Source organism: Thermobacillus sp. ZCTH02-B1, assembly GCF_002159085.1.
GTDB lineage: Bacteria > Bacillota > Bacilli > Paenibacillales > Paenibacillaceae > Thermobacillus.
In genome coordinates this window covers 393,312-417,963 of record NZ_LZRU01000009.1, presented here as the reverse complement: position 1 = coordinate 417,963, position 24,652 = coordinate 393,312, and the positions used below count along the sequence as shown (strand labels likewise).

Here is a 24,652-nt window from a genome sequence, read left to right as displayed (position 1 = left end):
AATATATGTTCGAAAAACGACTTGGCAACCGCCCGAAAATGCATTAATATGGGATCATAACGACAAAGGAAGTGGTATTGTGTCGGATCGCCGTGCGGCGTTGGAAATGGCTTTGCGCCAGATCGAGAAACAGTTCGGCAAAGGCTCCATCATGAAGCTGGGCGAGCAGGCCAGCCTGCAGGTCGAGACCGTGCCCAGCGGGTCCATTGCGCTGGATATCGCGCTCGGCGTCGGCGGGATGCCGAGGGGCCGGATCATCGAGATCTACGGTCCCGAGTCGTCGGGCAAGACGACGGTCGCGCTCCATGCGATCGCCGAAGTGCAGAAGCTCGGCGGCACGGCCGCGTTCATCGACGCGGAGCACGCGCTTGACCCGATCTACGCGGGCCGGCTCGGCGTGAACATCGACGAGCTGCTGCTGTCACAGCCCGATACGGGCGAGCAGGCGCTCGAGATCGCGGAGGCGCTGGTGCGCAGCGGTGCGATCGACATCATCGTCATCGACTCGGTCGCCGCGCTCGTGCCGAAGGCCGAGATCGAGGGCGAGATGGGCGACGCCCACGTCGGCCTCCAGGCGCGGCTCATGTCGCAGGCGCTGCGCAAGCTGTCCGGCGCGATCAGCAAGTCGAAGACGATCGCGATCTTCATCAACCAGCTTCGCGAGAAGGTCGGCGTCATGTTCGGCAATCCGGAGACGACGCCGGGCGGACGGGCGCTGAAATTCTACGCCAGCGTCCGGCTGGAGGTCCGCCGCGTCGAGACGATCAAGATGGGCAACGAGATCGTCGGCAACCGGACGCGCATCAAGGTCGTGAAGAACAAGGTGGCGCCGCCGTTCAAGCAATGCGAGATCGACATCATGTACGGCGAAGGCATTTCGAAGGAAGGCAGTCTGATCGACATCGGCACGGAGCTGGACATCATCCAGAAGAGCGGCGCGTGGTTCTCGTTCGAGGGCGAGCGTCTCGGCCAGGGCCGGGAGAATGCCAAGCAGTTCCTGAAGGACCATCCCGAGATCGCAGCCAGGATCGAACAGCAGATTCGCGACGCCAGCAACCTGCTCGGCACGTCGACGGTGTCGGCCTTCTCGGCTTCGTCGGATGATGACGGATACGCGGACGAATTCGATGCGTAATCGAAGCGGGCACCTTCCGCCGGATCGGGCGGGCGCCTTCCGTGGGGAGGGCGGCTCCGATCCGGCGGATCGGATGCCCGCATTCGTTTTCGGGGAGGATCGTTCATGCCGCTGAAAGTGCGTGCGGTCGAACGGGACGCTTCAGGCCGTTATCTCGTTTATTGCGAAGGAGAAGACGAACCGGTCCTTGCCGTGCGCGAGGATGTGCTGATCCGTCACCGTCTGCTCAAGGGAGCGGTGCTGGATGCGGAACGCCTCGCCGACATTCGTCGCGAGGCGGACGAGGACGAAGCGCGCCGCACCGCGCTGGCGATCCTCGGCCGGAGCGGGCGCACCCGCCGGGAGCTGGAGCTGTACCTCAAGCGCCGCGGATTTGCCGAACCGGTATCCAGGGCGGCGCTGGACGCGCTCGAGCGGGACGGCTGGCTCGACGACGGCCGGTTTGCGGCGGAATTCGCGCGCAGGCGGGCGGAAAACCATTATAAAGGTAGAAACCTGATCCGCAGCGAGCTGATCCGGCGGGGCGTCAGCCGGAAAACGGCGGACGAGGCGATCGGCGGCCTCGATCCGGAGACGGAGCGCCGGGCCGCGATCGAGGCGGCGCTCCGGAAATGGCCTGCGCTCAAGGGCGAGCGCCGGGACCGCGTGCGCAAGCTCGCGCAGTATCTCTTCCGCCGGGGGTATGCCGGCGGCGTCGTACGCGAGGCGGTGCGTGCGGCGGCCGGAGACGGGGCGGACGCGGAGGACGTCCTTCCGTTCGAGGACTGACAGGGCGCGGGGGGTCTCCTTGACAATCGATTTTCGCAAAAGCTAAAATGATTCTGTATTCCTTCTTTTTTTAAATCGATTTTTTTCCAGAAATTGATTCGATCCGATCCCATTCGACATGAACCGAAACTGACGGTGGCCCGCCGGTTTACAACCGAAACAGGATCCATGGCTTCGGCTTTGTTGAGAACGGGGAGGTGAGAGGATGCTCGAAATCTGGCTCCCGATCGTTCTCGTTGTTGGCGCAGCAGGTTTTGGCGTTGGCTATTGGGTACGGAAATCGATCGCCGAAGCGAAAATCGCAAGCGCGGAAAAGGCTGCCGAGCAGATCCTGGAGAACGCACGCAAGGAAGCCGACGCGCTGAAGAAGGAGACGATCCTCGAGGCGAAAGACGAAGTACACAGAATCCGGGCCGAAGCGGAAAGGGAAACGCGAGAGCGCCGGAACGAATTGCAGCGCCTGGAACGGCGGCTGCAGCAGAAGGAGGAATCGCTGGACCGCAAGCTCGAAGCACTGGAGCGCAAGGAAGAGCAGTTGGCCAACAAAGAGAAGCGAATCGAGGAAACGCAGGAGCAAATTGACGCGCTTTACCGACAACAGGTGCAGGAGTTGGAGCGCATCTCCAACCTGACTTCCGAAGAAGCCAGACAGATCATCCTGTCGAATGTCGAGAAGGAGATCCGCCACGAGACGGCCCAGCTGATCAAGGACATCGAACAGCAGGCCAGGGAGGAAGCGGAGAAGAAGGCCAAGAACATCATTGCGCTCGCGATCCAGCGGTGCGCGGCCGACCATGTCGCGGAGACGACGGTGTCGGTCGTCGCGCTGCCGAACGAGGAGATGAAGGGCCGCATCATCGGCCGCGAAGGCCGCAACATCCGCGCGCTGGAGACGCTCACCGGCATCGATCTCATCATCGACGACACGCCGGAAGCGGTCATCCTGTCCGGGTTTGATCCGATCCGCCGCGAGATCGCGCGCACCGCGCTGGAGAAGCTGGTGGCGGACGGCCGCATCCACCCGGCGCGGATCGAGGAAATGGTCGAGAAATCCCGGAAGGAGATCGACGAGCGGATCCGCGAATACGGCGAGCAGGCGACGTTCGAGGTCGGCGTCCACGGACTGCATCCGGACCTGATCAAGATCCTCGGCCGCCTGCGCTACCGCACCAGCTATGGCCAGAACGTCCTGAAGCACTCGATCGAAGTGGCCTATCTGGCCGGCCTGATGGCCGCCGAGCTCGGCGAAGACGTCATGCTGGCACGGCGGGCGGGTCTTCTGCACGACATCGGCAAAGCGCTGGACCACGAAGTGGAAGGTTCTCATGTCGAGATCGGTGTCGAGCTGACGAAGAAGTACAAGGAACACCCGGTCGTCATCAACAGCGTGGCTTCGCACCACGGCGATACGGAGGCGACTTCCGTGATCGCGATGCTGGTCGGCGCGGCGGACGCGCTGTCCGCGGCCCGTCCCGGCGCGCGCCGCGAGACGCTCGAGGCGTACATCAAGCGGCTTGAGAAGCTCGAACAAATCACGGAATCGTTCGAAGGCGTCGAGAAATCGTACGCCATCCAGGCAGGACGCGAAGTTCGCGTCATGGTGCAGCCGGACAAGATCGACGACCTCGAAGCGTACCGGTTGGCGCGCGAGATCACGAAGAAGATCGAGGCGGAACTCGATTATCCGGGCCATATCAAGGTCACGGTCATTCGCGAGACGCGCGCCGTGGAATACGCAAAGTAAGGAATACGCGAACGAGCCCGCCATTGGGCGAACCGGAGAGCGGCTGGTACATCCCAGCCGCTCTCTTGCGCAGAATATGAGTCGGGGCGCCGGCCGTACGGCGTCCGGGAGGGAACGCAACGCATGATTGTCCTCTTCATCGGCGACATCGTCGGAAGCACGGGCCGGGCCGCCTTGAAGCAGGTGCTGCCGTCGCTGGAGAGCAAATACCGTCCGCATCTGATCGTGGTCAACGGCGAGAACGCGGCGCACGGCCGGGGCATCACGTCGGCGATCGCGCGGGAATTTTTCGATATCGGCGTGCACGCGATCACCATGGGCAATCATACCTGGGACAACAAGGATATCTTCGAATGGATCGACGAAGAGCCGCGCCTCGTGCGTCCGGCGAATTTCCCGCCCGGAGCGCCCGGCAGGGGGGCGACGATCGTGAAGGCGAACGGCAAGACGCTCGGCATCCTCAATCTGCAGGGGCGAACGTTCCTGCCGCCGCTCGACTGCCCGTTCCGTGCCGCCAATGAGTGGATCGACAAGCTCAGGAAGCAGACGCCCTGCATTCTCGTCGATTTCCATGCGGAGGCGACGTCGGAGAAAATCGCGATGGCCTGGTATCTGGACGGCCGGGCGTCGGTTGTCGTCGGCACGCATACGCACGTGCAGACAAACGACGAGCGGATCCTGCCCGGCGGAACGGCCTGCATCACCGATGTCGGAATGGTCGGTTCCCGGGACGGCATCCTCGGGATGGAGCGGTCGAGCGTCGAATACCGTTTTCTGACGCAGCTTCCGTCGCGCTTTACGGTCGACGAGGGGAAGTGGCAGTTTCACGCCGTGGTGGCGGAGATCGACGACGCGACCGGCAAGGCGAAATCGATCACGAAAATCCGCCTGACGGAGGACGAATGGCTGATGTTGGGATAGCCGCATGATATGCGATAAAGCGTGAACGGGCGCACCTCGGGGTGCGCCTTTGCCGCGGAAATTGTCTCTCTATTCGGAACATTGTGCAAAGTGTGTGTACAAGAGCAGGAATTTTTGGACCCTTCTCGAATAAGATGAATAGTGGATTCCATCCATCATTCCCGAGGAGGTACTTCACGATGGAGGTATTAAAGGTTTCAGCAAAGTCCAATCCAAATGCTGTCGCAGGCGCATTGGCGGGCGTATTGCGTGAACGCGGATGCGCAGAGTTGCAGGCAATCGGGGCTGGTGCGCTGAACCAGGCGGTAAAGGCGGTGGCAATCGCCCGGGGGTTCGTCGCGCCCAGCGGGATGGATCTGATCTGTATTCCGGCCTTCACCGACATTGTGATTGACGGGGAAGACCGTACGGCCATCAAGCTGATCGTTGAACCGCGCTGATCGGATCATCAAATATCAATATAAAATACGCTCGCCCTATCCGAGGGGAGAGTGAATGGAATTCCATGCGACTCGTTTACGCCCGTAAACGGGTTTTTTTGCTGCCGCGAGGCGGATACGGAAACCGCTGAAAGGAGCGACGGAACGGCTTGCGGACATTTGCGGATTTGCATTGCGATGTGCTGGCGAAGCTGCTCACGGGGGAGGCGGCCGCCTTCGGCGGCCCGGGATCGGACGGGCTCGACGTCACCCATGAAGGTCTGACCGAAGCGGGCGCCGTCCTGCAGACGTTTGCCGTCTGGCTGCCGAAGCGCGTGCCGCAGACGTTTCTTTCGGTTGCGGCGGCGGTCGACGCCTTCTATCGGCATGTGCTGTCCCGGCCGAACGTGACGCTTGTCCGCACGCGGGAGGATCTCGCCGTCTGCGGTCCCGGGCGTCCGGGGGCGCTGCTCGCGCTGGAGGGCGCGGAAGGACTGGAGGGCAGCCTCGCCGCGCTCCGCCTGCTGCACCGTCTCGGCCTGCGCATGCTCGGCCTGACGTGGAACGACGCGAACTGGGCGGCCGACGGCGTCATGGAGCCGCGCGGCGGCGGGCTTACGCGTGCCGGACGCGAGCTGGTTAGGGCTTGCCATGAGCTGGGCATAATAGTGGACGTGTCGCACCTGTCCGAGCGCGCGTTCTGGGAGACCCTCGAAACGGGCGGACGTCCGGTCGTCGCATCCCATTCCAACGTCCGATCGGTCTGCGATCATCCCCGCAATCTCTCCGACGGCCAGATCCGCGCGATCATCGAATCGGGCGGCCTGATCGGCCTGACGTTCGTTCCCTGGTTCGTCCGGGACGGGGAGCCGAACGGGCCGGAGGACCTGATTCCGCACATCGAGAAGGTGCTGGAACTCGGCGGCAGGGATCATCTTGCAATCGGCTCCGACTACGACGGAATCGACCGCCACATTCCGGGGCTTGAGGGCCCGGGCGGGACGGCGGCGTTTCTGGAGATGCTGGCCGCGCGATACGGAGAGGAGACGGCGGATGCGATCGCGTGCGGAAACGCTTTCCGATTCTTGTCGAATCAGCTTCCGCCCGCCTGATGCGGCTTCCGGATTCGATATCGGAACGATATCGATTCGTTCGAAAAGAACTATGCGAGAATTGCCTGAAATGGCTTGCAAATGTGAACGGTCGGACATAAAATTTATTTGATCGCAGAGAAAAAAATTTATTATCTGCGGCCGTGTCGAAACCTAGCGAATGACCGAATCGGGGAGATGGACAGTTTGATCAGTCAGTTGTCTTGGAAGATCGGAGGACAGCAAGGGGAAGGCGTTGAGAGCACCGACCGGATCTTCTCGACCGCGTTGAACCGGCTCGGGTATTATCTGTACGGGTACCGGCATTTCTCGTCGCGGATCAAGGGCGGCCACACGAACAACAAGCTCAGGATCAGCACGACGCCGAAGCGGGCGATTTCGGACGATCTCGACATCCTGGTCGCCTTCGACCAGGAGACGATCGATCTGAACGCGCGCGAATTGCGCAAGGGCGGCGTCATCGTGGCGGACGCCAAGTTCGATCCGAAGGTTCCGGAAGGCGTCGACGCGCGGCTGTTCGCCGTGCCGATCACGGCCATCGCCGAGGAGCTCGGTACCTCGCTCATGAAGAACATGGTCGCGTCCGGCGCGTCCTGGGCGCTGCTCGGACTGCCGCTCGACGTGTTCAACAAGGCGGTGGAAGAGGAGTTCGGCCGCAAGGGCCCGGCCATCGTGGAGAAGAACATCGAAGCGGTACGCCGCGGCGCCGCGTACATCCTGGAGCAGGCCGGAGGACCGCTGGAGGAATTCCGGCTGGAGCCCGCGGACGGCAAGAAGAAGCTGTTCATCATCGGCAACGAGGCGATCGGCCTCGGCGCCATTGCCGCGGGATGCCGGCTCATGTCCGCCTATCCGATCACACCGGCTTCCGAGATAATGGAATATATGATCAAGAAGCTGCCGAAGTTCGGCGGCACGGTCGTGCAGACCGAGGATGAAATCGCCGCCGTCACGATGGCGATCGGCGCGAACTACGCCGGCGTGCGCGCGATGACCGCGTCGGCGGGCCCGGGGCTCTCGCTCATGATGGAGGCGATCGGCCTCGCGGGCATGACCGAGACGCCGCTCGTCATCGTCGACACGCAGCGCGGCGGTCCGTCGACCGGCCTGCCGACGAAGCAAGAACAGTCCGACCTGAACGCGCTGGTGTACGGCACGCACGGCGAAATCCCGAAGGTCGTCATCGCGCCGGCCACGATCGAGGATTGCTTCTACGACATGATCGAGGCGTTCAACATAGCCGAAGAGTATCAGGTTCCGGTCATCGTCATGACGGACCTGCAGCTCTCGCTCGGCAAGCAATCCTGTGAGCCGCTGGATTACGACCGGGTCGAGATCCGGCGCGGCAAGCTCGTCTCGAATCTGCCGCCGCTCGAGGAGAACAAGCTGTTCAAGCGATACGCATTCACGGAGGACGGCATTTCGCCGCGCGTCCTGCCCGGCGAGAAGGGCGGCCTGCACCATGTGACCGGCGTCGAGCACGACGAGGAAGGCCGGCCGAACGAGAACGCGGTGAACCGCCGCAGGATGATGGACAAACGGCTGAGCAAGCTCAAAGGCCTCAGGATCCGCGAAGCGATCCGGGTCGACGCGCCGCATGAGGTGCCGGATCTCCTCATCATCGGCATGGGTTCGACCGGCGGCACGATCGACGAGGCGCGCGAGCGTCTCGCGGCGGACGGCATCACGTCAAACCACATCACGATCCGGCAGATCGCGCCGTTCCCGGCGGAAGAGCTCAAACCCCACATCCAGTCGGCGAAGACGGTCATTGTCATCGAGCACAACGCGACCGCGCAGCTTGCGAACCAGATCAAGCTGCATGTCGGCGGCGCCGACAAGATCCGGAGCGTGCTGAAGTACGACGGCACGCCGTTCCTGCCCGCCGAAGTGTACAAAGCTTGCAAGGAGATGAAATGACCGATGGCGACCTTCAAAGATTTCCGCAACAACGTCAAGCCGAACTGGTGTCCCGGCTGCGGCGATTTCTCGGTGCAGGCCGCGATCCAGCGCGCGTGCGCGAACGTCGGGCTCGAGCCGGAACAGGTCGCGATCATCTCCGGCATCGGCTGCTCGGGCCGGATCTCCGGTTACATCAACGCGTACGGTTTCCACGGCATCCACGGCCGCGCGCTGCCGATCGCCCAGGGCGTCAAGCTCGCGAACCGGGAACTGACGGTCATCGCGGCCGGCGGCGACGGCGACGGTTTCGCCATCGGCATGGCGCATACGGTCCATGCGATCCGTCGCAACCTCGACATCACGTACATCGTCATGGACAACCAAATCTACGGCTTGACGAAGGGCCAGACGTCGCCGCGCAGCGGCTTCGGCTTCAAGACGAAATCGACGCCGCACGGCTCGATCGAGTCTCCCCTGTCTCCGCTCGAGATCGCGATGGCGGCCGGCGCGACCTTCGTCGCCCAGTCGTTCTCGAGCGATCTGAAGCAGCTTACGTCGCTGATCGAGGAAGGCATCAAGCACAAGGGATTCGCGCTCATCAACGTGTTCAGCCCGTGCGTCACGTTCAACAAGGTGAACACGTACGATTGGTTCAAGGAGAACATCGTCAATCTCGACCAGTTCCCGGATTACGATCCGACGAACCGCGTCGCCGCGATGAACAAGATCATGGAGACGGGCGGCCTGCTGACCGGCCTGATCTATCGCGACACGACGCGCAAGCCTTACGAGGAGCTGATCCCGGGGTTCCGGGAAGAGGGGCTGGCTCGTCAGGATGTGCGCCTGAGCCGGGAAGCATTCGAGGAACTGGTGGCGGAATTCTACTGATCGGCATGCGGGGCATGCGGCCGGTTCGGCCGCGTGCCCTTCGTCGTCTCGCGCGCCCTGCGCCTTCCGCCGGAACGGAGGCGAGCGCCTCGCCCGTCATCGCCCGTCACTTGCCGCGGGAGGCGAGCGGACGAATCCGCAGGCCGCGGGAACGCTCTAGCAGGCTGCTGGAGAAATGCGACTCCCGGCAGGCTGCCGGGGAGTGCGACCCTCCGCAGGCCCCGGGTAAGCCGAACGCCGGCCGCAGGCCGCGGCGGGGAACGTGACGTCCGTCACAGGCCTCGCCCGGGCGGTCGGTATACAGTAAAATGGAAGGGTCAGCGCCATTCACAGAAATCCGTCGGGAAAGGATGAGTCCGATGAAACAAGTGCCGATCGGCGTATCGGCCCGTCATATCCATCTGACGAAGGAGCATATCGCCGCCCTGTTCGGCGAAGGGGCGGAGCTGACGGTGCTGAAACCGCTCAGCCAGCCCGGCCAGTTTGCGGCGAACGAGACGGTCGAGGTGATCGGGCCGAAGGGAAGCTTCCCGAAGGTCCGCATCCTCGGGCCGGCGCGTCCGAAGACGCAGCTCGAAATATCGCGCACGGATGCGATCGCGCTCGGCCTGAACCCGCCGGTGCGCGAGTCGGGCGACATCGCGGGATCGCCGGGCATCACGATCGTGGGTCCCAAGGGCCGGGTGACGGTGGAGGAGGGCGTCATCATCGCGGCGCGCCACATCCATTTCCACACGTCGGACGCCGAGAAGTGGGGCATCCGGGACAAGCAGCGGCTGCGCGTCCGGGTCGGCGGCGAGCGCGGGCTCATTTTCGAGAACGTCATCGCGCGCGTCTCGGACCAGTTCGCGCTGGACATGCACATCGACACGGACGAAGCGAACGCGGCGGGAGTCAAGACCGGCGACGTCGGCGAAATCCTCGACTGACGCTTGTCCTTCGGTTCGCTTCCGGAATCCGCCGTGCCGGGCGCTTCCTGTAGCGTTCCGGCTTCGTTTCATGCTATAATGGGCAGGATTACGGAAGCGAGGCGATGGTTCGTGGCGAGCGAGACGAAGGACTACAGCCGCTACTTCGACTTCTCGGACATGAAGGTCATCTCCGAAGACGAACACGGCAAGCGGATCCGGATCGGCGGACGCGAGATTCTGCTGAAGTCCGAACCGAACTACCGCCTGGAAAGGCAGCGCGGCCGGGAGCCGGTCAGGGTGCTGTACGAGGAGGCGGTCCCGGAGGAGCTCCGCACGTTCGGCAAGGGGAAAAAATATATCATCTACACCTACGGCTGCCAGATGAACGAGCATGACACCGAAGTGATGAAGGGCCTGCTCGAGCGGATGGGCTTCGAGTGGACGGACGACCGCCGCGAAGCGGACGTCATCCTGCTGAACACGTGCGCCGTGCGGGAGAACGCGGAGGACCGGGTGTTCGGCGAGCTCGGCCACCTGAAATCGCTCAAGCTCGAGAAGCCGGAGCTCATCCTCGGCGTCTGCGGCTGCATGTCGCAGGAGGAGGCCGTCGTCGCGCGCATCCTGCGGAAATACGCTTACGTCGATCTCGTGTTCGGCACCCACAACATCCACCGCCTGCCGATCCTGCTTCGGGACGCGTATTTCGGCAAAGAGATGGTCGTCGAAGTGTGGTCGAAGGAAGGCGACATCATCGAGAATCTGCCGAAGAAGCGCGAAGGCATGCGCGCGTGGGTGAACATCATGTACGGCTGCGACAAGTTCTGCACGTATTGCATCGTGCCGTACACGCGCGGCAAGGAGCGCAGCCGGCTGCCCGAGGACGTGATCGCGGAGGTGCGCGATCTGGCCCGCCAGGGTTACAAGGAGATCACGCTGCTCGGCCAGAACGTCAACGCGTATGGGAAGGACTTCACGGATCGCCGCTACCGGTTCGCCGATCTGATGGAGGACCTGTCGAAGATCGATATTCCGCGCATCCGGTTCACGACGAGCCACCCGCGCGATTTCGACGACCGGTTGATCGAGGTGCTGAGCCGGCGCGGCAATCTCGTCGAGCACATCCACCTGCCGGTGCAGTCCGGCAGCACGGAGATTCTGAAGCGGATGGGCCGCAAGTATACGCGCGAGTCGTATCTGGAGCTCGTGCGCAAGATCCGGGCCGCGATCCCGGACGTCGTGCTGACGACGGACATCATCGTCGGCTTCCCGGGCGAGACGGAGGAGCAGTTCGAGGAGACGATGTCGCTCGTCCGCGAGGTCGGCTTCGACTCGGCGTTCACGTTCATTTACTCGCCGCGCGCCGGCACGCCGGCCGCCGAGATGGAGGACAACGTGCCGCCCGAAGTGAAGAAGGAACGGCTCACCCGGCTCAACGAGCTGATCGCGGAGCTGAGCAGGATGAGCAACGAGAAGCTGCGCGGGCAGATCGTCGAAGTGCTCGTGGAAGGCCGGAGCAAGAACAACCCGAACGTGCTGTCCGGCAGGACCCGGACGAACAAGCTCGTTCATTTCGAGGGGCCGGAGGAATGGATCGGCACGTTCGCGCACGTGCGGGTCACGGACCCGCAGACCTGGTATATCAAGGCGGAACCCGTGCTGCAGAAGGCCGGAGCGGCGTCCTAAAGCGCAGGGTCCGCGCGCCAAGGAGAGAGGCAGGATGGCCGAACATACGGTTGGAGCCGCAAACGCAGACGTCCGCGGCCATGGGGATGGTCACGATCATGACCATGATCACGGCCGCGGGCATGGCTGCGGCATTCCGAAATACGATTCGCGCGATCTCGTGATCCGCGCCGACATCATGGCGAAGGCGAAGGAACTCGCCGAGATGATCTACACCTCGGACGAAGTGCAGCATTACCGCCGCGCCGAGGCGCAGATCAAGCGCAACGAGAAGGTGCAGTCGATCATCGCGCAGATCAAGAAGAAGCAGAAGGAAATCGTCGCGTTCGAACGGTTCGAGAATCCGGCGATGGTGAAGAAGATCGAGGCCGAGATCGAGGCGCTGCAGGACGAGCTCGACCGGATTCCGATCGTCGCCGACTTCAAGCAGTACCAGTCGGACATCAACTATCTGCTGCAGCTCGTCGTCTCGGTCATCCGCGACACGATCGCGCAGAAGCTGGATGTCGAAGGCGCGCCGGAACCTGCGGGCCGCGACGGCTGACCGTTCGGATTCTGCGGCGAAGGGGCCAGCGATCCGGCTTCCGACGGGGGACCATGGGGTCTGCCTGCGGGAGCCTTTTTAACCTTTTGATTGAAAGCGTTTACAAGTCCGTTCCGGTATGCATCGGGCAGGATACGGGTGGATATGTGAGAATACCTCCGCCTGTCTCCCCTCATGCCGGATGAGGCTCCGATGACCCCGAATGCCCGGGCTCACTCCTTTTGACAGGATTCCGCACGGTTGCCTAAACTGAAAGAAATCGGTTCGTCCGCGTCTCAAGCGGCGAATGTGGGAAGGACAGGGCGCAAGACGGAGGGGGATGAACGAAAGAAATCGGAAGGGAGGAAGTCCATGGTCGTATTCGACAATGTCAGCAAAACTTACAAGAACGGTTTTCGATCCGTGAAATCGCTCAGCTTCCGGGTCCAGCGGGGCGAGTTTCTCGTCCTGATCGGCCCGAGCGGATGCGGAAAAACGACCACCCTGAAAATGATCAACCGGTTGATTCCGCATACGGAAGGCACCATCACGGTGGACGGCAAAGACATCGCCAAACAGAATGTCGTGGAGCTCAGGCGAAATATCGGCTATGTGATCCAACAGATCGGACTGTTTCCCCATTATACGATTGAGGAGAACATTGCGCTCGTGCCCGCCCTGAAGGGTTGGGACCGGAAAAAGATCCGCCAGCGCGTGGAAGAACTGCTTCATCTCGTCGGGCTCGATCCGGCGGTGTTCGCGCGGCGCTATCCGAAGGAGCTGTCGGGCGGACAACAGCAGCGGGTCGGCGTCGCCAGGGCGATGGCCGCGGATCCCGAGCTGATCCTGATGGACGAGCCGTTCGGCGCATTGGACCCGATCACGCGCGAACAGCTGCAAGACGAGTTCCTGCGGCTGCAGAAGGAATTCCGAAAGACGATCATCTTCGTTACCCACGACATGGACGAGGCGATCCGCATGGGCGATCGCATCGCCATCCTCAAAGACGGGGAACTGCTGCAGCTGGATACGCCGGAACGGCTGCTCACGAACCCGGTGCACGGATTTGTGGAGCAATTTATCGGAAAAAATCGAATATTCCAAAATCCGGAGCTGCTCCCCGTCACCGAGGTGATGCGTTCCGACCCGGCAACCATTTCCCCCCATCGATCCCCCGAGCGCGCGATTTCCCACATGCGGCAACGACATACGGATACGCTGCTGTGCGTCGACGAGCAGGGCAGGCTGCTCGGAATCGTCAGCGCGTACGACCTGCAGGGGGATGCCGCCCGCATTCAGTCCGTCGGCGAAATCATGCAGCCGGCCGATCCGATCCTTCCCCTCGAAGCGACAGCCAGGGACGCGTTGGTCAAAATATCGGAATCCCGCTTCGGATTGATCCCGGTCGTCGACAGCCAAGGCAAATTGACGGGGGTTGTGACCAAGGGATCGCTCCTGACCGTGCTTGCCGGTCGATGGAAGGAAGCGGAAGCCGGGGTGGGTTCATGAACAGACGGTCGTTGTGGGAACAAATCGTGCAGCAACTGGAGATGAGGCATGCGGAACTGGGAATGGCCGTCCTCCAGCATATCAAGCTGGTCGCCGTCTCCGTGGGCATTGCGATCGTCATCGGCGTCACGCTGGGCATCGCCGTCAGCCGGTTCAGGAGGCTGGAAGGTCCCGTCATCGGGACGGCCGGCATGCTGCAGACGATTCCGAGCCTGGCGCTGCTCGGCTTCATGATTCCATTGTTCGGAATCGGTGAATTGCCGTCGATCATCGCGCTTTTCCTGTATTCGTTGCTCCCGATCATCCGGAACACGCACACCGGCATCGTGAGCGTGGACAAGTCGGTCATCGAGGCGGCTTCCGGAATGGGGATGACGGATACGCAAATTCTGTTCCGCATTCAGCTGCCGATCGCTTTTCCGGTGATCATGGCCGGCGTCCGGACTTCGACGGTCATCAATGTCGGCACCGCCACCCTGGCGGCCTTCATCGGGGCGGGCGGACTGGGCGATTTCATTTTTCTGGGCATATCCCGCAGCATGGACGCGCTCGTGCTGATCGGCGCGGTCCCCGCGGCGCTGCTGGCGCTGCTGCTCGATTTCGTGCTGGGCAGACTGGAACGGGCGGTCACGCCGAAAGGTCTGAAAATCTGACAAAAACCATGGGAAAGGAGTCGTGATGGATGAAAGCTGTCAAGTCGCTGTCCGCTCTCGCGCTGGTGCTGGTCCTGGTGCTCGGAGGCTGCGGCGGCGGAGGCGAACGAAACGGCGGAAGCGAAAAAGCGGGCAAACTGACGGTCGGTTCGAAAAACTTCACGGAAAACATTCTGCTGGCTCACATGATGGCGATCCTGATCGAAGAAAACATGGACATCCGGGTTGAACGGAAAGTCAACCTCGGCGGTTCCAATGTCGCATGGCAGGCCTTGCGAAACGGCGATATCCAGATGTATGTCGATTACAGCGGCACGATTGTGGCCAATTATTATCAGGAAGAAACCGGAAATGCGGAAGAAACGCTCGCGAGGGCGAAGGAACTGGTGGAACGGGACAATCTGAAGTTCCTGGAGCCCTGGGGCTTCAACAATACGTATACGCTGGCGGTCAAACAGGACCTGGCGGATGAGCTCGGCCTCGAGACGTACAGCGATCTGGCGAAAGTGTCGGACCGGCTGGTGATCGGCTGCGAGTTCGAGTTTCTGGACCGCCCGGACGGTCTGCCTGGTTTGAAGGAAGTCTATGGCATGACGTTCGCGGACGAGAAAGGCATGGATGCCGGACTGCGCTATCCTTCCATCGGGGAAGGAAAGGTTGACGTCATCAACGCCTATGCGACCGACGGCATGCTCGTCGTGCATCAGCTGAAGATCCTGCAGGACGACAAGTCGTTCTTCCCGCCGTACCACGGGGCGCCGTTGGTCCGTCAGGACGCGCTGGAACGGTATCCGGGGCTCGAAGCGCTGTTCAACCGGCTGGCGGGCAAACTGGATGACGTGACGATGCAGCGGTTGAACGCGAAGGTCGATGCCGAAGGGTTGAAAGAGGAAGACGTGGCAAGGGAATTTCTCGTCGAGCTCGGCCTGATTGAAGGTTGATCAACATCCAAACCTCCGGCCGGACCGCATGGGGCGGACGGAGGTTTGGATGTTTTGGTTGTCGGCCGGGACGGCGCGCGTCTCATCCGGCGCGGGTCCCGTCGGCAGGCACCCCTGCGTCCGCCGCGCGGGACGACCGCATCCGGCCGCGCAGCGCGATCACGTGCGGAGCGAGCGCCGAGACGGTCACGGCGGCGATGACGGACTTCACGATGTCGCCGCCGATGAAGGGCGCGAAGCCCGCGGCGATCGCGCCGGCGAAGGAGAGACCGGCGACGCGCGCCAGCCAGGGCAGACCGGCAAGATAGGAGAGAAGCGAGCCGCAGATCAGGAAGATGAAGAACATCACCAGCGTGAACAGGATGCGGTTCGTCCGGTGCAGGCGCGTGTCGAACAGCTTCCCGGTGCACCAGCCGACCGCCGCCGCGCAGAACGGGAACGCGAGCAGAAAGCCGCCGGTCGGGCCGAGCACGTAGGAGAGCCCGCCCTGCCCGTGCAGCAGCGGCAGCCCGAGGGCGGTCAGCGCGATGACGAGGCCGATGGCGAAGAATCCGCCCGTGGCTCCGAGAAACGCGCCGGCCAGCATGATGGCCAGGTTTTGCAGCGTGATCGGAACCGGTGTAAAAGGAAGCGGAATCTTGATCATGCTCATGACGATGAACAGGGCGGCGAACAGCGCCACATGGACAATGCCGCGAATCGGAAGGTTCATGATTGCTTTTTCACCCCTTAATTGTTAACCTTATTATGGACTTGCGGTTAACCATTTCGCATTGTAGCACGTTTGAATCCGAAGGTACAGGGGTTTGATGAAAAAAATGGCGCGGGCGGAACCTTTTCGGATTTGCGGGGGGAGCGTGGAGGCGGAAGGCGGGCGCACGCTGCTGAGGGTCGACCGGCTCGAGATCGCGCCGGGCGAATGGGTGCACGTCGCCGGGCCGAACGGCAGCGGCAAGAGCACGCTGGCGAAGCTGATCGCCGGGCTCATCCCGTCGGCCGGGACCGGAACGACGTTCCGCGGCGGGATCAGCCGCGGTTTCGCGGGGGACCGGCCGATTCCCTTCGTCACGCAGGATCCGGAGGCGGCGATCGCCGGGTCGACGCCCTGGGAGGATCTCGCGCTGACCCTCGAGGCGCGGGGAATCGGCGGAGAGGAGGCGCTTCGCGAGATCGCGCGCCTGCTCCGGCTGTGCCGACTGTGGGAGCGGCGTTTCATGCCGGTGGAGCGGCTGTCCGGCGGGCAGAAGCAGCTCCTCGCCGCGGCGGGATGTCTCGCCTCCGGCGCGCCGCTCCTCGTGTTCGACGAGGCGGCATCGATGCTGGATGCCGCCGGCCGGGCGCTGGTGTTGGAGGGCGCGCGCCGGATGCGGGCGGCGGGCGCCGCCGTCGTCTGGATTACCCATTCGGCGGAAGACATCGACCGGGAAGACCGGGTGCTGGGGCTCAAGGACGGACAGATCGTGTTCGACGGGCCGGCGGAGGCGTTCTTCCTCGCAAAAGACGGGGGACCGAGTCCGTGCGAGCGGATCGGGTGCGGGGTGCCGCACGCCGTCCGGACGGCGCTCGCGCTGCGGAGATTCGGCCTCGGATTCGAGCCGCTGCCGCTCAAGCCGGAGGAGCTGGCGCGCGCGATCGCGGCGCTCGGCGATCTGCCGGAGGAGGCGGAGCGGTTCCTCGCGGAAGTTGCGGGCGAAGGCGCGCGTCCGGAGGGCGGAGGCGCATGTCCGGAGCGCGGGGGTGCGCCGCCCGCGGACGGAAGCCCCGGGGATTGGCGGATCGACGGGCTCACGGTGCGCCTCGACGGCGGCGCGGCCGCGCTGCGCGGGGTTTCGGCCGTCTTCCGCGCCGGACGCATCACGGCCGTCGTCGGGCCGAACGGCGCGGGAAAGACGACGCTGCTCGAAACGATGGCCGGGCTGCGCCGTCCGTCCGAAGGCGGCGTGACGCTCGGCGGCGTTCCGGTATGGGCAGGCGGCCGGCCGCGCCGCGACCGGCTGCTGCTGTTCGGCTTCGCGATGCAGCGGTCGGAGTCCGCCTGGTTTCGCGACACGGCGCGCGGCGAGCTGTACGATTCGATGCGGCCGTACGGGGTGCCGGCGGGCGAAAGGGAAGGGCGGGCGAAGGCGGCGCTTGCGCGGGCGGGGCTGACGGATGAGGCCGCGCTGGATCTTGCGCCGTGGACCCTGAGCGGCGGCGAGCAGCGCCGGCTGGCCCGGGCCTGCCTGGAGGCGGCGGGCGCGCCGTGGCTCATTCTGGACGAGCCGACGGCCGGGCTCGACGCCGCCGGAGCGGACGCGCTCCGCGCCTGGCTGGCGGCCCATCGCGCGGCGGGCGGCGGCGCGATCGTCGCGACGCACGATCTCGATGCGCTGTGGCCGGTCATCGACGACGTCGTCGTCCTCGCCGGCGGCACGATCCGCGAGGCGGCGCCGAAGGCGGTCTGGGCGAGGACCGTGCTGGAGGGCGGCAGCATCGTGCCGCCCGATGCGCTGCCGCAGGCGCTGCGGACGGCCGCGGCGCTGCGGGCGGCCGCGGTGCCGCGGGGCGAAGCCGCGTCGGCCGGAGCGGCATCTCCGGCCGGTGCTTCCGCGCGGACGCGCGAACCGGCGCCGGACGATGAGGCGGCCGCGACGGCGCCCGCGCCGCACCCGGATTCCGCCGGGCGCGGGAAGCCGGAGGCCGCCCTCGAGCGGCGCCTCGCCGAGCTCGACCCGCGCGCGCTCTGGGCCGCGTATCTGCTGACGGCGGCGGGCGTCCTCGCGGCGGACGGGCCGGCGGACACGGCGGCGGGCCTTGCCGTCGCGGCCGCCCTGATCCTGCCCGTCCGCCGGCTCCTGCGCCCGTACCGCGGCGCGATCGTCTGGTATCTCGCGTTCACCGCGGCGCTCGTGCTCGTCTCGGGCGCCTTCGCCCGGGATGCGGGCGCCGCGCGTGACACGGCGCTCACGATGCTGCGGCTTCTCGCGGTCATGCTGCTCGGCATGCCGCTGCTCGCGCTGATTGCGCCGTACCGGCTGCGGCAGGCCGCCGAGCGGCTGCTCTCGGCCGTCCGGCTGCCCGTGCGGACGGTCCGGGCTACGGGACTGGCGGTGTCTTTGCTGTTCCGCTTCATTCCGCTCATGTCGGCGGAATGGGGCCGGTTCGCGCGCATCGCCGTCGCCCGCGGCAAGCATCCGGTGCCTCCGGGCCGCGTTCCGCTCCGTGCGATGCCCGCCGCGCTCGCGCCGTTCCTGCTCGCGATGCTGCAGGCGGCCGAACGCGTGGCCGTTTCGCTTGCGCTGCGCGGGTTCGGAGGCGGCGAACGGCCGGCCGCGCCGGCGCTGCCGATCCGCTTCACGCGCCGCGATGCGGCGCTCGTCGCCGGCGCCGCCGCGCTCTTCGCGCTGCTCCGGTTCGTCGATGCGGCCGTCTGAGCCGTCCGGCCGCGCCTGCTGCTTCGGCGTCCGAAAAAAACCGCGGGCCGCGCGGCGGGAGGTCCCGTTCCGCGCGGCCCCGCTTCGGCCGGTCAGAACCAGCCGGAGCGCAGCACGATGACCAGCAGGATGAAGAGAACCAGGATGACACCGGTGCTCGTCTTCAGGAAACCGCCGTAACCGCCTGCGTAGCTCATGAACATTGTCCCTCCCGTCGGTTATTCGTGTGATCCCCGGATCACAGTTGCAGTCTATGCCCCCGGACGCCGCGACTTTTGGACATTTGTCCGGGTTGCGGCGGATTTGCGCGAACGCCCGGATGGGCGGACGACACCCGGATGCATCCGCCTCGGGTCCGCGCTGCATAGAATTGTCACATATCGGATACAATTCGGAGGGGCCGTCCCGTAGCGGAACGGCGTACGAATCCGCTATAATTTCGGGTAGAACACGGGACCGCGGAACCCGTTCCGGCGGCCCGGAACCCGGGAGTGCATGCCATTGACCGTAACCGACGTATCGCAAATTCCTGCCGATTTGTTCATTCTCGGCTGCGTATTCATCCTGCTCATTTTCTCGCTGCTCAGCCTCGGCATTCTCCGCATGTTCCAGCAGCGGTTCCGCGCGGGTTGGATTTCGTTCGGAGGGGCTGTCGTCAGCGCGATCATTTTCTTTCTGATCCTCGACCGGTGGTACGTCTGAACGCCGTCCGCGCGCGGCACGTCGCCCCCGTCGGCCCGGAGCGCAGGCTCCGGCGGCGGGGGCTTTCCTCTTGCGCGTCGTCCGGCCGCCGTGCGCCTGCATGATTTTGTCGGGCACGGCAGCGAAACCTTTTCATCGATATGGCGTCTATTGTGTTGTGCCGGAAAATAAAGCGCGGATTGCGAAGGAGTAGAAAAGGATGAAACACGCGAAGCACAAACCGTTCGTCATTGCCATCCTCCCGATCATCGCCTTCATGTTGTTCCTTCCCGCCGCATCCGTCCGCGCCGAATTGCCTCCGGCCGGCGTTCACGTGCTGGAGCTGGCCAGGGACAGCGACATCATGCGGTTTGACGGCAAGGAAATCCGGAGCGTGCAACCTGTCGTCTACGTGGAGGGCAGGGTGTATGTCCCGCTCAAATCGATCGCGCCGATGTTCGGTTTCAAGATCGGTTATGATGCGAACACGCGGGAAACGGTGGTGAAATCGGAGTCGCTCGAGTTCCGATTCCGGGACGGAAGCCCGGTCGTCAAGGTGAACGGTACCGACGTGCAGGCTGCGGGGCCGTCCTTCATCCGGAACGGCTACATGATGGTGCCGCTCCGGACGTGGGCGAACCTAACGGGAGCCCGGATCGGGATGTCCGGCGGCGGCATTACGCTCCAATGGGGCGTCACCGGACCGATCGCCGCATTCGAGATCGGGCCGGAGGAAATCCACGCCGGACAGACTCAGGTCGTCTACACGGACAGGGCGAGCCATCCGATGGGACTTGAGATCGTACAGGAAATCTGGGAAGGGCGTCGGGACATTTTTCCCGAACCCGGAACCTATACCGTGACGCGCCGGGTGATGGACGCGGAAGGCCGCTGGAGCGAGCCTTATTCGGTCACCGTGAAGGTGCTGCCGCCGAATCTTCCGCCGGTCGCGGATTTCACGACCGACAAGCAGGCGTACCGGATCGGCGAGCCCGTGCACTATACGGATCTCAGCAGGGACGACGAAAACGCGATCGTCCGCCGCACCTGGACCGGCAACGAGCAGGTCTTCTTCGAGCCCGGCGAGAAGCGGATCGAGCTGGAAGTGGAAGACCGGCACGGCCTGACGCATCGGGTGTCGAAGACGATCACGATCCTGGACGAAGTGCTGTATACGCGAGAGGAGTACTACCGGCTGTTCACCGGGATCGGCGAAAAATATGCGATCTCGCCCGGCGAGGCGCTGACGTTCGAACCGGTGGAGTACCAGATCGAGAAGGGCGACATGCGGCTGCTCAAGAGCAACAGTCCGGAGTTCCTGAAGTCGGTCGGCGTCGCGTACGACACGGTCCAGAACGGCCGGGTGCGGCTCCTCATCTACAACCAGAGCTCGATGCCGCACAACGTCAAGATGTACCTCATCGCGACGAACGTCGATTCCGCCGCCGCGGAGGTGGCCGTCGGCGCCCACGGCGTCGGCGGACCGGCCACCTATTCGGCGACCGCGGGCAAGATGTCGACGGTCCGCTATCTCGACGCGGTCAGCCGGGGCGTCTCCGGCGAGACGGTGCGCATCCCGCCCAAGGAATCCGTCGTGCTGCTGGCCGACAAGCTGTCCGCCGCGCCGCTCAAGCCGAATCAGGTCATCTCCGCCTATGCGGAGATTCAATCGAACCGAACGATCCGCTATCGCATCGTGGTCGTGCCGGAGGGGGTTGATCCGCTGAAGTCGCTCGAGACGCTTCCGGTTCTGGACCGCGACGGCGTCCACGTGCGCGGCACCTTCGACTACGCCGACCGCACGATCACGGTCGCCGGCCAGCTCGGGCGGACGAAGCAGCGGCTCGTGTTCGGCGACGGCAAATATGATCCGTACCTGTACGGCATCGACGACAACACCGGGCTGAACGAGCTCAACCTCGGGAACTATGGCGTGCTGTATCGCCTGAAGCTGAACGTCGCGCCGCGCACGCTCATCTCGCTCAATCCGCGCGGCGGCCATTACTCGGGGGCGTTCGCCGTGAACGGCCGGATCGTTGAGGTGACGAAGGGCAGCATCCTGAAACATCAGGGAGAAGCCGTCGTGCTCCACCGGACCGGCCACTACGCCGAGACGGTCGAGCTGCTGTTCACGCCGGCAAACGGCAGCAACCTGCCGATTGCCCTCCTGTTCGAGCCGCTGCCGGAAGAACGGTCGTGAGGGGACCGCGGAGAACGCGGATTTGACGCGGCGGCCGTTTTCGGGCATGATGGAAGGGAGCAACCCTTCCGGAGGTCGGACCCTTGAACACGGATGACATCATTCGGAAGATGGCGAGCCGGGGATTGCGCATCACGGAGCAGCGGCGGACGCTCGCGAAGCTGTTCGCCGACACTCCCGGCTATCTGTCGCCGAAGGACGTCTACGACTACATGGGGAGGTTCTATCCGGGCCTTTCCTTCGATACCGTCTACCGCAATCTGCGGCTGCTCGACGAGCTGGGCGTGCTGGAGCAGGTCGTCTTCGAGGACGGCGTGAAGTTCAAACTGCACTGCCGCGAGCACGACCATCATCACCATCTGATCTGCCTGCACTGCGGCAAGACGTATCCGCTGACCCACTGCCCGATGGAGGCGACGGTCGTGCCCGACGACTTCGTCATCGTGAAGCACAAGTTCGAAGTGTTCGGCTACTGCGGCGCCTGCGCGAAGGAAGAGGCGGCGGCCGCCGACGGCCGCTGACGGCGGGATGGACCGGACATGCGCGCGGTGCTGAAGGCGTTCATTCTGTTTTACCGCCGCTTCATCTCGCCGCTCAAGCCGCCGACCTGCCGTTTCCATCCGACCTGCTCGCAATACGCGCTCGAAGCGATCGAGACGCACGGCGCGCTGTACGGAAGCTGGCTCGCGATCCGGCGCATCCTGCGCTGTCATCCGTTCCATCCGGGCGGCATCGATCCCGTGCCGCCGCCGAGGAAACCGCGCTGAACAGGCCGACGTCATCCCCGCCGGGGCGAACCGGGGGGCGTAAGCTTTCCGCACCGTGCGTTCCGGAGCGGCCGGACCGGCGGCTTGACAAGGCGGGCCGTGATCCGGTAGGATAATGGACAACCCTTCCATATTCCGGATCCGATGAACGGATGAGTACGGAGACGCCGCCCATTCCAGAGAGCCGGGGGAGCTGCGAACCGGCATGGCGCGGGCTCCGGAAGATGGTCCCGGAGGATTCCGCTTCGAGCGGACCGGAACCGTTGGCCGGTTTCGCAAGGGGCGGACGTGTTCCGCGTTAAGGATGACGAGCTTCCGATCCGGCCCCGGAGCGGATCGGGAGGAAATTGGGTGGTACCACGTGAGCGGATGCTCTCGTCCCATGGCGGGCGGGAGCTTTTTTGCATGTCCGAAGGTCGAAACGTTGCAGGAGGGAATTCGGTATGGCGAATGCGGAGAAGACCTTCTATATCACGACGCCGATCTATTACCCGAGCGACAAGCTGCATATCGGGCACGCGTACACGACCGTCGCGGCCGACGCGATGGCGCGCTACAAGAGGCTGCGCGGCTACCGCGTCCATTTCCTGACGGGAACGGACGAGCACGGGCAGAAGATCGAGCGCCGCGCGCGGGAGCGCGGGATGGAGCCCAAGGCCTTCGTCGACGGCATCGTGGCCGGCATCCGGGAACTGTGGAGCAAGCTGGACATCTCGTACGACGATTTCATCCGCACGACCGAAGATCGGCACAAGCGGGTCGTCGAGAAGATTTTTGCGCGGCTCGTCGAGCAGGGGGACATCTACAAGGGCGAATACGAGGGCTGGTACTGCACGCCGTGCGAATCGTTCTTCCTTGAGCGCCAGCTCGTGAACGGCAATTGTCCGGACTGCGGACGGCCCGTCGAGCTGGTGAAGGAGGAGTGCTATTTCCTGCGGTTGGGCAAATATGTCGACCGCCTGCTCCAATACTACGAGGAGAACCCCGGCTTCATCCAGCCGGAGTCGCGGCGGAACGAGATGATCAACAACTTCATCAAGCCCGGGCTCGAGGACCTCGCGGTCTCGCGCACGACGTTCGACTGGGGCATCCGGGTGCCGGGCGATCCGAAGCACGTCATCTACGTCTGGATCGACGCGCTGTCGAACTACATCACGGCACTCGGCTACGGATCCGACGACGACTCGCTGTTCAGGACGTTCTGGCCGGCGGACGTCCATCTCGTCGGGAAGGAGATCGTCCGCTTCCACACGATCTATTGGCCGATCATGCTGATGGCGCTCGGCCTGCCGCTGCCGAAGAAGGTGTTCGGCCACGGCTGGTTCCAGACGAAGGAAGGGAAAATGTCGAAGTCGAAGGGCAACGTGATCGACCCGGTCGTGCTGATCGACCGATACGGCCTCGATCCGCTGCGCTACTGGCTGCTTCGCGACACGCCCTTCGGCTCGGACGGCGTGTTCACGCCCGAGAGCTTCGTCGAGCGGATGAATTACGACCTTGCGAACGACCTCGGCAACCTGTTGAACCGGACCGTCGCGATGATCGAAAGGTATCTCGGCAGCGTCGTGCCGGCGTACGAGGGGCATGTGACGGCGTACGACGCTCCGCTCGAGGAGGCCGCGCGGGAGGCGGTCGAGGCGATGGAAGCGGCGATGGAGCGGATGGAATTTTCCGTTGCGCTCGCGGCGATCTGGCAGTTCGTCGGCCGGACGAACAAATACATCGACGAGACGATGCCCTGGGTGCTCGCGAAGGACGAGGCGAAGGCGCGCGAGCTGAAGTCGGTGCTGTACCATCTCGCCGAGTCGCTGCGCATCATCTCGATCCTGATCCAGCCGTTCCTGACGCGCGCGCCGAAGGAAATGTGGCGGCAGCTCGGCATCGAACAGGGGCCGCTGACCGAATGGGATACGGTCCGGAAATTCGGCACGCTTCCCGCCGGCACGAAGGTCGTGAAGGGCGATCCGCTCTTTCCGCGGTTGGACGTCGAGGCGGAGGTGCGGTACATCGCCTCCGTGATCGCCGGGAAGCCTTCGGACGGGACCGCTTCGGCGGCGGATGCGGCTTCCGGAGGCGAAGCAGCGGGCGCCGGTTCCGGCGGCGGGCGGCCGGAAGCCGGCGGACAGGCTCCGGCCGGGAAGCTGGAGATCTCCATTGACGATTTCGCGAAGGTGGAGCTGCGCGTGGCGGAGGTTGTCGCCGCCGAGCGCGTGAAGGGCGCCGACCGGCTGCTCAAGCTCCAGCTCGACCTCGGCTCTGAACGGCGTCAGGTCGTCTCCGGCATCGCCGAGCACTATCGGCCGGAGGAACTCGTCGGACGCAAGCTCGTCCTCGTGGCGAACCTGAAGCCTGCGAAGCTGAGGGGAGAACTTTCGCAGGGCATGATCCTGGCCGCGTCCGAAGGCGACCGGGTCAAGGTCGTCGAGGTGCCGAAGGAGATGCCGAACGGCGCGATCGTGAAGTGACGGGAGCATGGATTTGG

22 protein-coding genes are annotated in these 24,652 nt (G+C 64.1%); 20 read left to right on the top strand and 2 right to left on the bottom strand.

The window, feature by feature from the left end; genetic code table 11:
• The first annotated feature begins 79 nt into the window (after window positions 1–79).
• The 14 genes from recA (at window position 80) to A9Z00_RS03635 (ending at window position 15,109) form a co-directional block, all read left to right on the top strand.
• A complete protein-coding gene (gene recA / locus A9Z00_RS03700) occupies window positions 80–1,135 on the top strand; it encodes a recombinase RecA (protein ID WP_296974485.1) in 1,056 nt (351 codons plus the stop codon).
• Between the two features lie 105 nt (window positions 1,136–1,240).
• On the top strand, window positions 1,241–1,903 hold the full coding sequence (locus A9Z00_RS03695) for a regulatory protein RecX (RefSeq protein ID WP_296974482.1): 663 nt from the start codon (window positions 1,241–1,243) through the stop codon (window positions 1,901–1,903).
• Between the two features lie 205 nt (window positions 1,904–2,108).
• Entirely contained in the window at window positions 2,109–3,647 is a 1,539-nt protein-coding gene (rny, locus tag A9Z00_RS03690) for a ribonuclease Y (protein ID WP_296974480.1), read from the top strand.
• Window positions 3,648–3,770: 123 nt separating this feature from the next.
• A complete protein-coding gene (locus tag A9Z00_RS03685) occupies window positions 3,771–4,568 on the top strand; it encodes a TIGR00282 family metallophosphoesterase (RefSeq protein ID WP_296974478.1) in 798 nt (265 codons plus the stop codon).
• A gap of 179 nt (window positions 4,569–4,747) precedes the next feature.
• Window positions 4,748–5,008 (top strand): stage V sporulation protein S, encoded by a 261-nt coding sequence (locus A9Z00_RS03680; RefSeq protein WP_296974475.1) that lies wholly within the window; start codon window positions 4,748–4,750, stop codon window positions 5,006–5,008.
• 149 nt (window positions 5,009–5,157) lie between these two features.
• Window positions 5,158–6,099, top strand: coding sequence for a dipeptidase (locus A9Z00_RS03675; RefSeq protein WP_296974473.1), 942 nt, complete (start codon window positions 5,158–5,160; stop codon window positions 6,097–6,099).
• 186 nt (window positions 6,100–6,285) lie between these two features.
• On the top strand, window positions 6,286–8,019 hold the full coding sequence (locus A9Z00_RS03670; RefSeq protein ID WP_296974470.1) for a 2-oxoacid:acceptor oxidoreductase subunit alpha: 1,734 nt from the start codon (window positions 6,286–6,288) through the stop codon (window positions 8,017–8,019).
• 3 nt (window positions 8,020–8,022) lie between these two features.
• The gene (locus tag A9Z00_RS03665; RefSeq protein ID WP_296974468.1) at window positions 8,023–8,889 is read left to right on the top strand and encodes a 2-oxoacid:ferredoxin oxidoreductase subunit beta; all 867 of its coding nucleotides are present in this window, start codon (window positions 8,023–8,025) and stop codon (window positions 8,887–8,889) included.
• 359 nt (window positions 8,890–9,248) lie between these two features.
• On the top strand, window positions 9,249–9,818 hold the full coding sequence (gene pduL, locus A9Z00_RS03660) for a phosphate propanoyltransferase (RefSeq protein WP_296974466.1): 570 nt from the start codon (window positions 9,249–9,251) through the stop codon (window positions 9,816–9,818).
• Window positions 9,819–9,929: 111 nt separating this feature from the next.
• Window positions 9,930–11,483, top strand: coding sequence for a tRNA (N6-isopentenyl adenosine(37)-C2)-methylthiotransferase MiaB (gene miaB, locus A9Z00_RS03655; protein ID WP_296974463.1), 1,554 nt, complete (start codon window positions 9,930–9,932; stop codon window positions 11,481–11,483).
• 34 nt (window positions 11,484–11,517) lie between these two features.
• The gene (locus A9Z00_RS03650) at window positions 11,518–12,027 is read left to right on the top strand and encodes a YlbF/YmcA family competence regulator (protein ID WP_296974461.1); all 510 of its coding nucleotides are present in this window, start codon (window positions 11,518–11,520) and stop codon (window positions 12,025–12,027) included.
• Between the two features lie 351 nt (window positions 12,028–12,378).
• On the top strand, window positions 12,379–13,515 hold the full coding sequence (locus A9Z00_RS03645; protein WP_296974459.1) for an ABC transporter ATP-binding protein: 1,137 nt from the start codon (window positions 12,379–12,381) through the stop codon (window positions 13,513–13,515).
• Window positions 13,512–14,168, top strand: coding sequence for an ABC transporter permease (locus A9Z00_RS03640; protein ID WP_296974457.1), 657 nt, complete (start codon window positions 13,512–13,514; stop codon window positions 14,166–14,168). Before A9Z00_RS03645 ends, A9Z00_RS03640 begins: the two co-directional genes overlap by 4 nt.
• 29 nt (window positions 14,169–14,197) lie before the next feature.
• A complete protein-coding gene (locus A9Z00_RS03635) occupies window positions 14,198–15,109 on the top strand; it encodes a glycine betaine ABC transporter substrate-binding protein (RefSeq protein ID WP_296974453.1) in 912 nt (303 codons plus the stop codon).
• 82 nt (window positions 15,110–15,191) lie between these two features.
• Here A9Z00_RS03635 and A9Z00_RS03630 read toward each other — a convergent pair whose 3' ends face one another.
• Window positions 15,192–15,821, bottom strand: a complete 630-nt coding sequence (locus A9Z00_RS03630; RefSeq protein ID WP_296974451.1) for a biotin transporter BioY — start codon at window positions 15,819–15,821, stop codon at window positions 15,192–15,194.
• 145 nt (window positions 15,822–15,966) lie between these two features.
• Between A9Z00_RS03630 and A9Z00_RS03625 the strand changes: the two genes are divergently transcribed.
• Window positions 15,967–18,522: an ATP-binding cassette domain-containing protein gene (locus A9Z00_RS03625; RefSeq protein WP_296974448.1), complete on the top strand. Its 2,556-nt coding sequence runs from the start codon at window positions 15,967–15,969 to the stop codon at window positions 18,520–18,522.
• A 92-nt stretch (window positions 18,523–18,614) separates the two neighbouring features.
• Here the strand turns inward: A9Z00_RS03625 and A9Z00_RS03620 are convergent, their stop codons facing one another.
• The gene (locus tag A9Z00_RS03620) at window positions 18,615–18,719 is read right to left on the bottom strand and encodes a YjcZ family sporulation protein (protein ID WP_296974446.1); all 105 of its coding nucleotides are present in this window, start codon (window positions 18,717–18,719) and stop codon (window positions 18,615–18,617) included.
• 298 nt (window positions 18,720–19,017) lie between these two features.
• Here A9Z00_RS03620 and A9Z00_RS03615 point away from each other — a divergent pair, with 298 nt between their 5' ends.
• The 5 genes from A9Z00_RS03615 (at window position 19,018) to metG (ending at window position 24,635) form a co-directional block, all read left to right on the top strand.
• Window positions 19,018–19,224 carry a hypothetical protein gene (locus A9Z00_RS03615; protein WP_296974443.1) on the top strand — a complete coding sequence of 69 codons (207 nt, stop codon included), beginning with the start codon at window positions 19,018–19,020 and terminating at the stop codon, window positions 19,222–19,224.
• A 199-nt stretch (window positions 19,225–19,423) separates the two neighbouring features.
• On the top strand, window positions 19,424–21,403 hold the full coding sequence (locus A9Z00_RS03610; protein ID WP_296974442.1) for a copper amine oxidase N-terminal domain-containing protein: 1,980 nt from the start codon (window positions 19,424–19,426) through the stop codon (window positions 21,401–21,403).
• Between the two features lie 110 nt (window positions 21,404–21,513).
• Window positions 21,514–21,924 carry a Fur family transcriptional regulator gene (locus A9Z00_RS03605; protein WP_483316263.1) on the top strand — a complete coding sequence of 137 codons (411 nt, stop codon included), beginning with the start codon at window positions 21,514–21,516 and terminating at the stop codon, window positions 21,922–21,924.
• Between the two features lie 18 nt (window positions 21,925–21,942).
• Entirely contained in the window at window positions 21,943–22,170 is a 228-nt protein-coding gene (yidD, locus tag A9Z00_RS03600; protein WP_296974438.1) for a membrane protein insertion efficiency factor YidD, read from the top strand.
• Between the two features lie 443 nt (window positions 22,171–22,613).
• Complete coding sequence (metG, locus tag A9Z00_RS03595; protein ID WP_296974436.1) at window positions 22,614–24,635, top strand: methionine--tRNA ligase; 2,022 nt, start codon at window positions 22,614–22,616, stop codon at window positions 24,633–24,635.
• The last annotated feature ends 17 nt before the right edge of the window (window positions 24,636–24,652 follow it).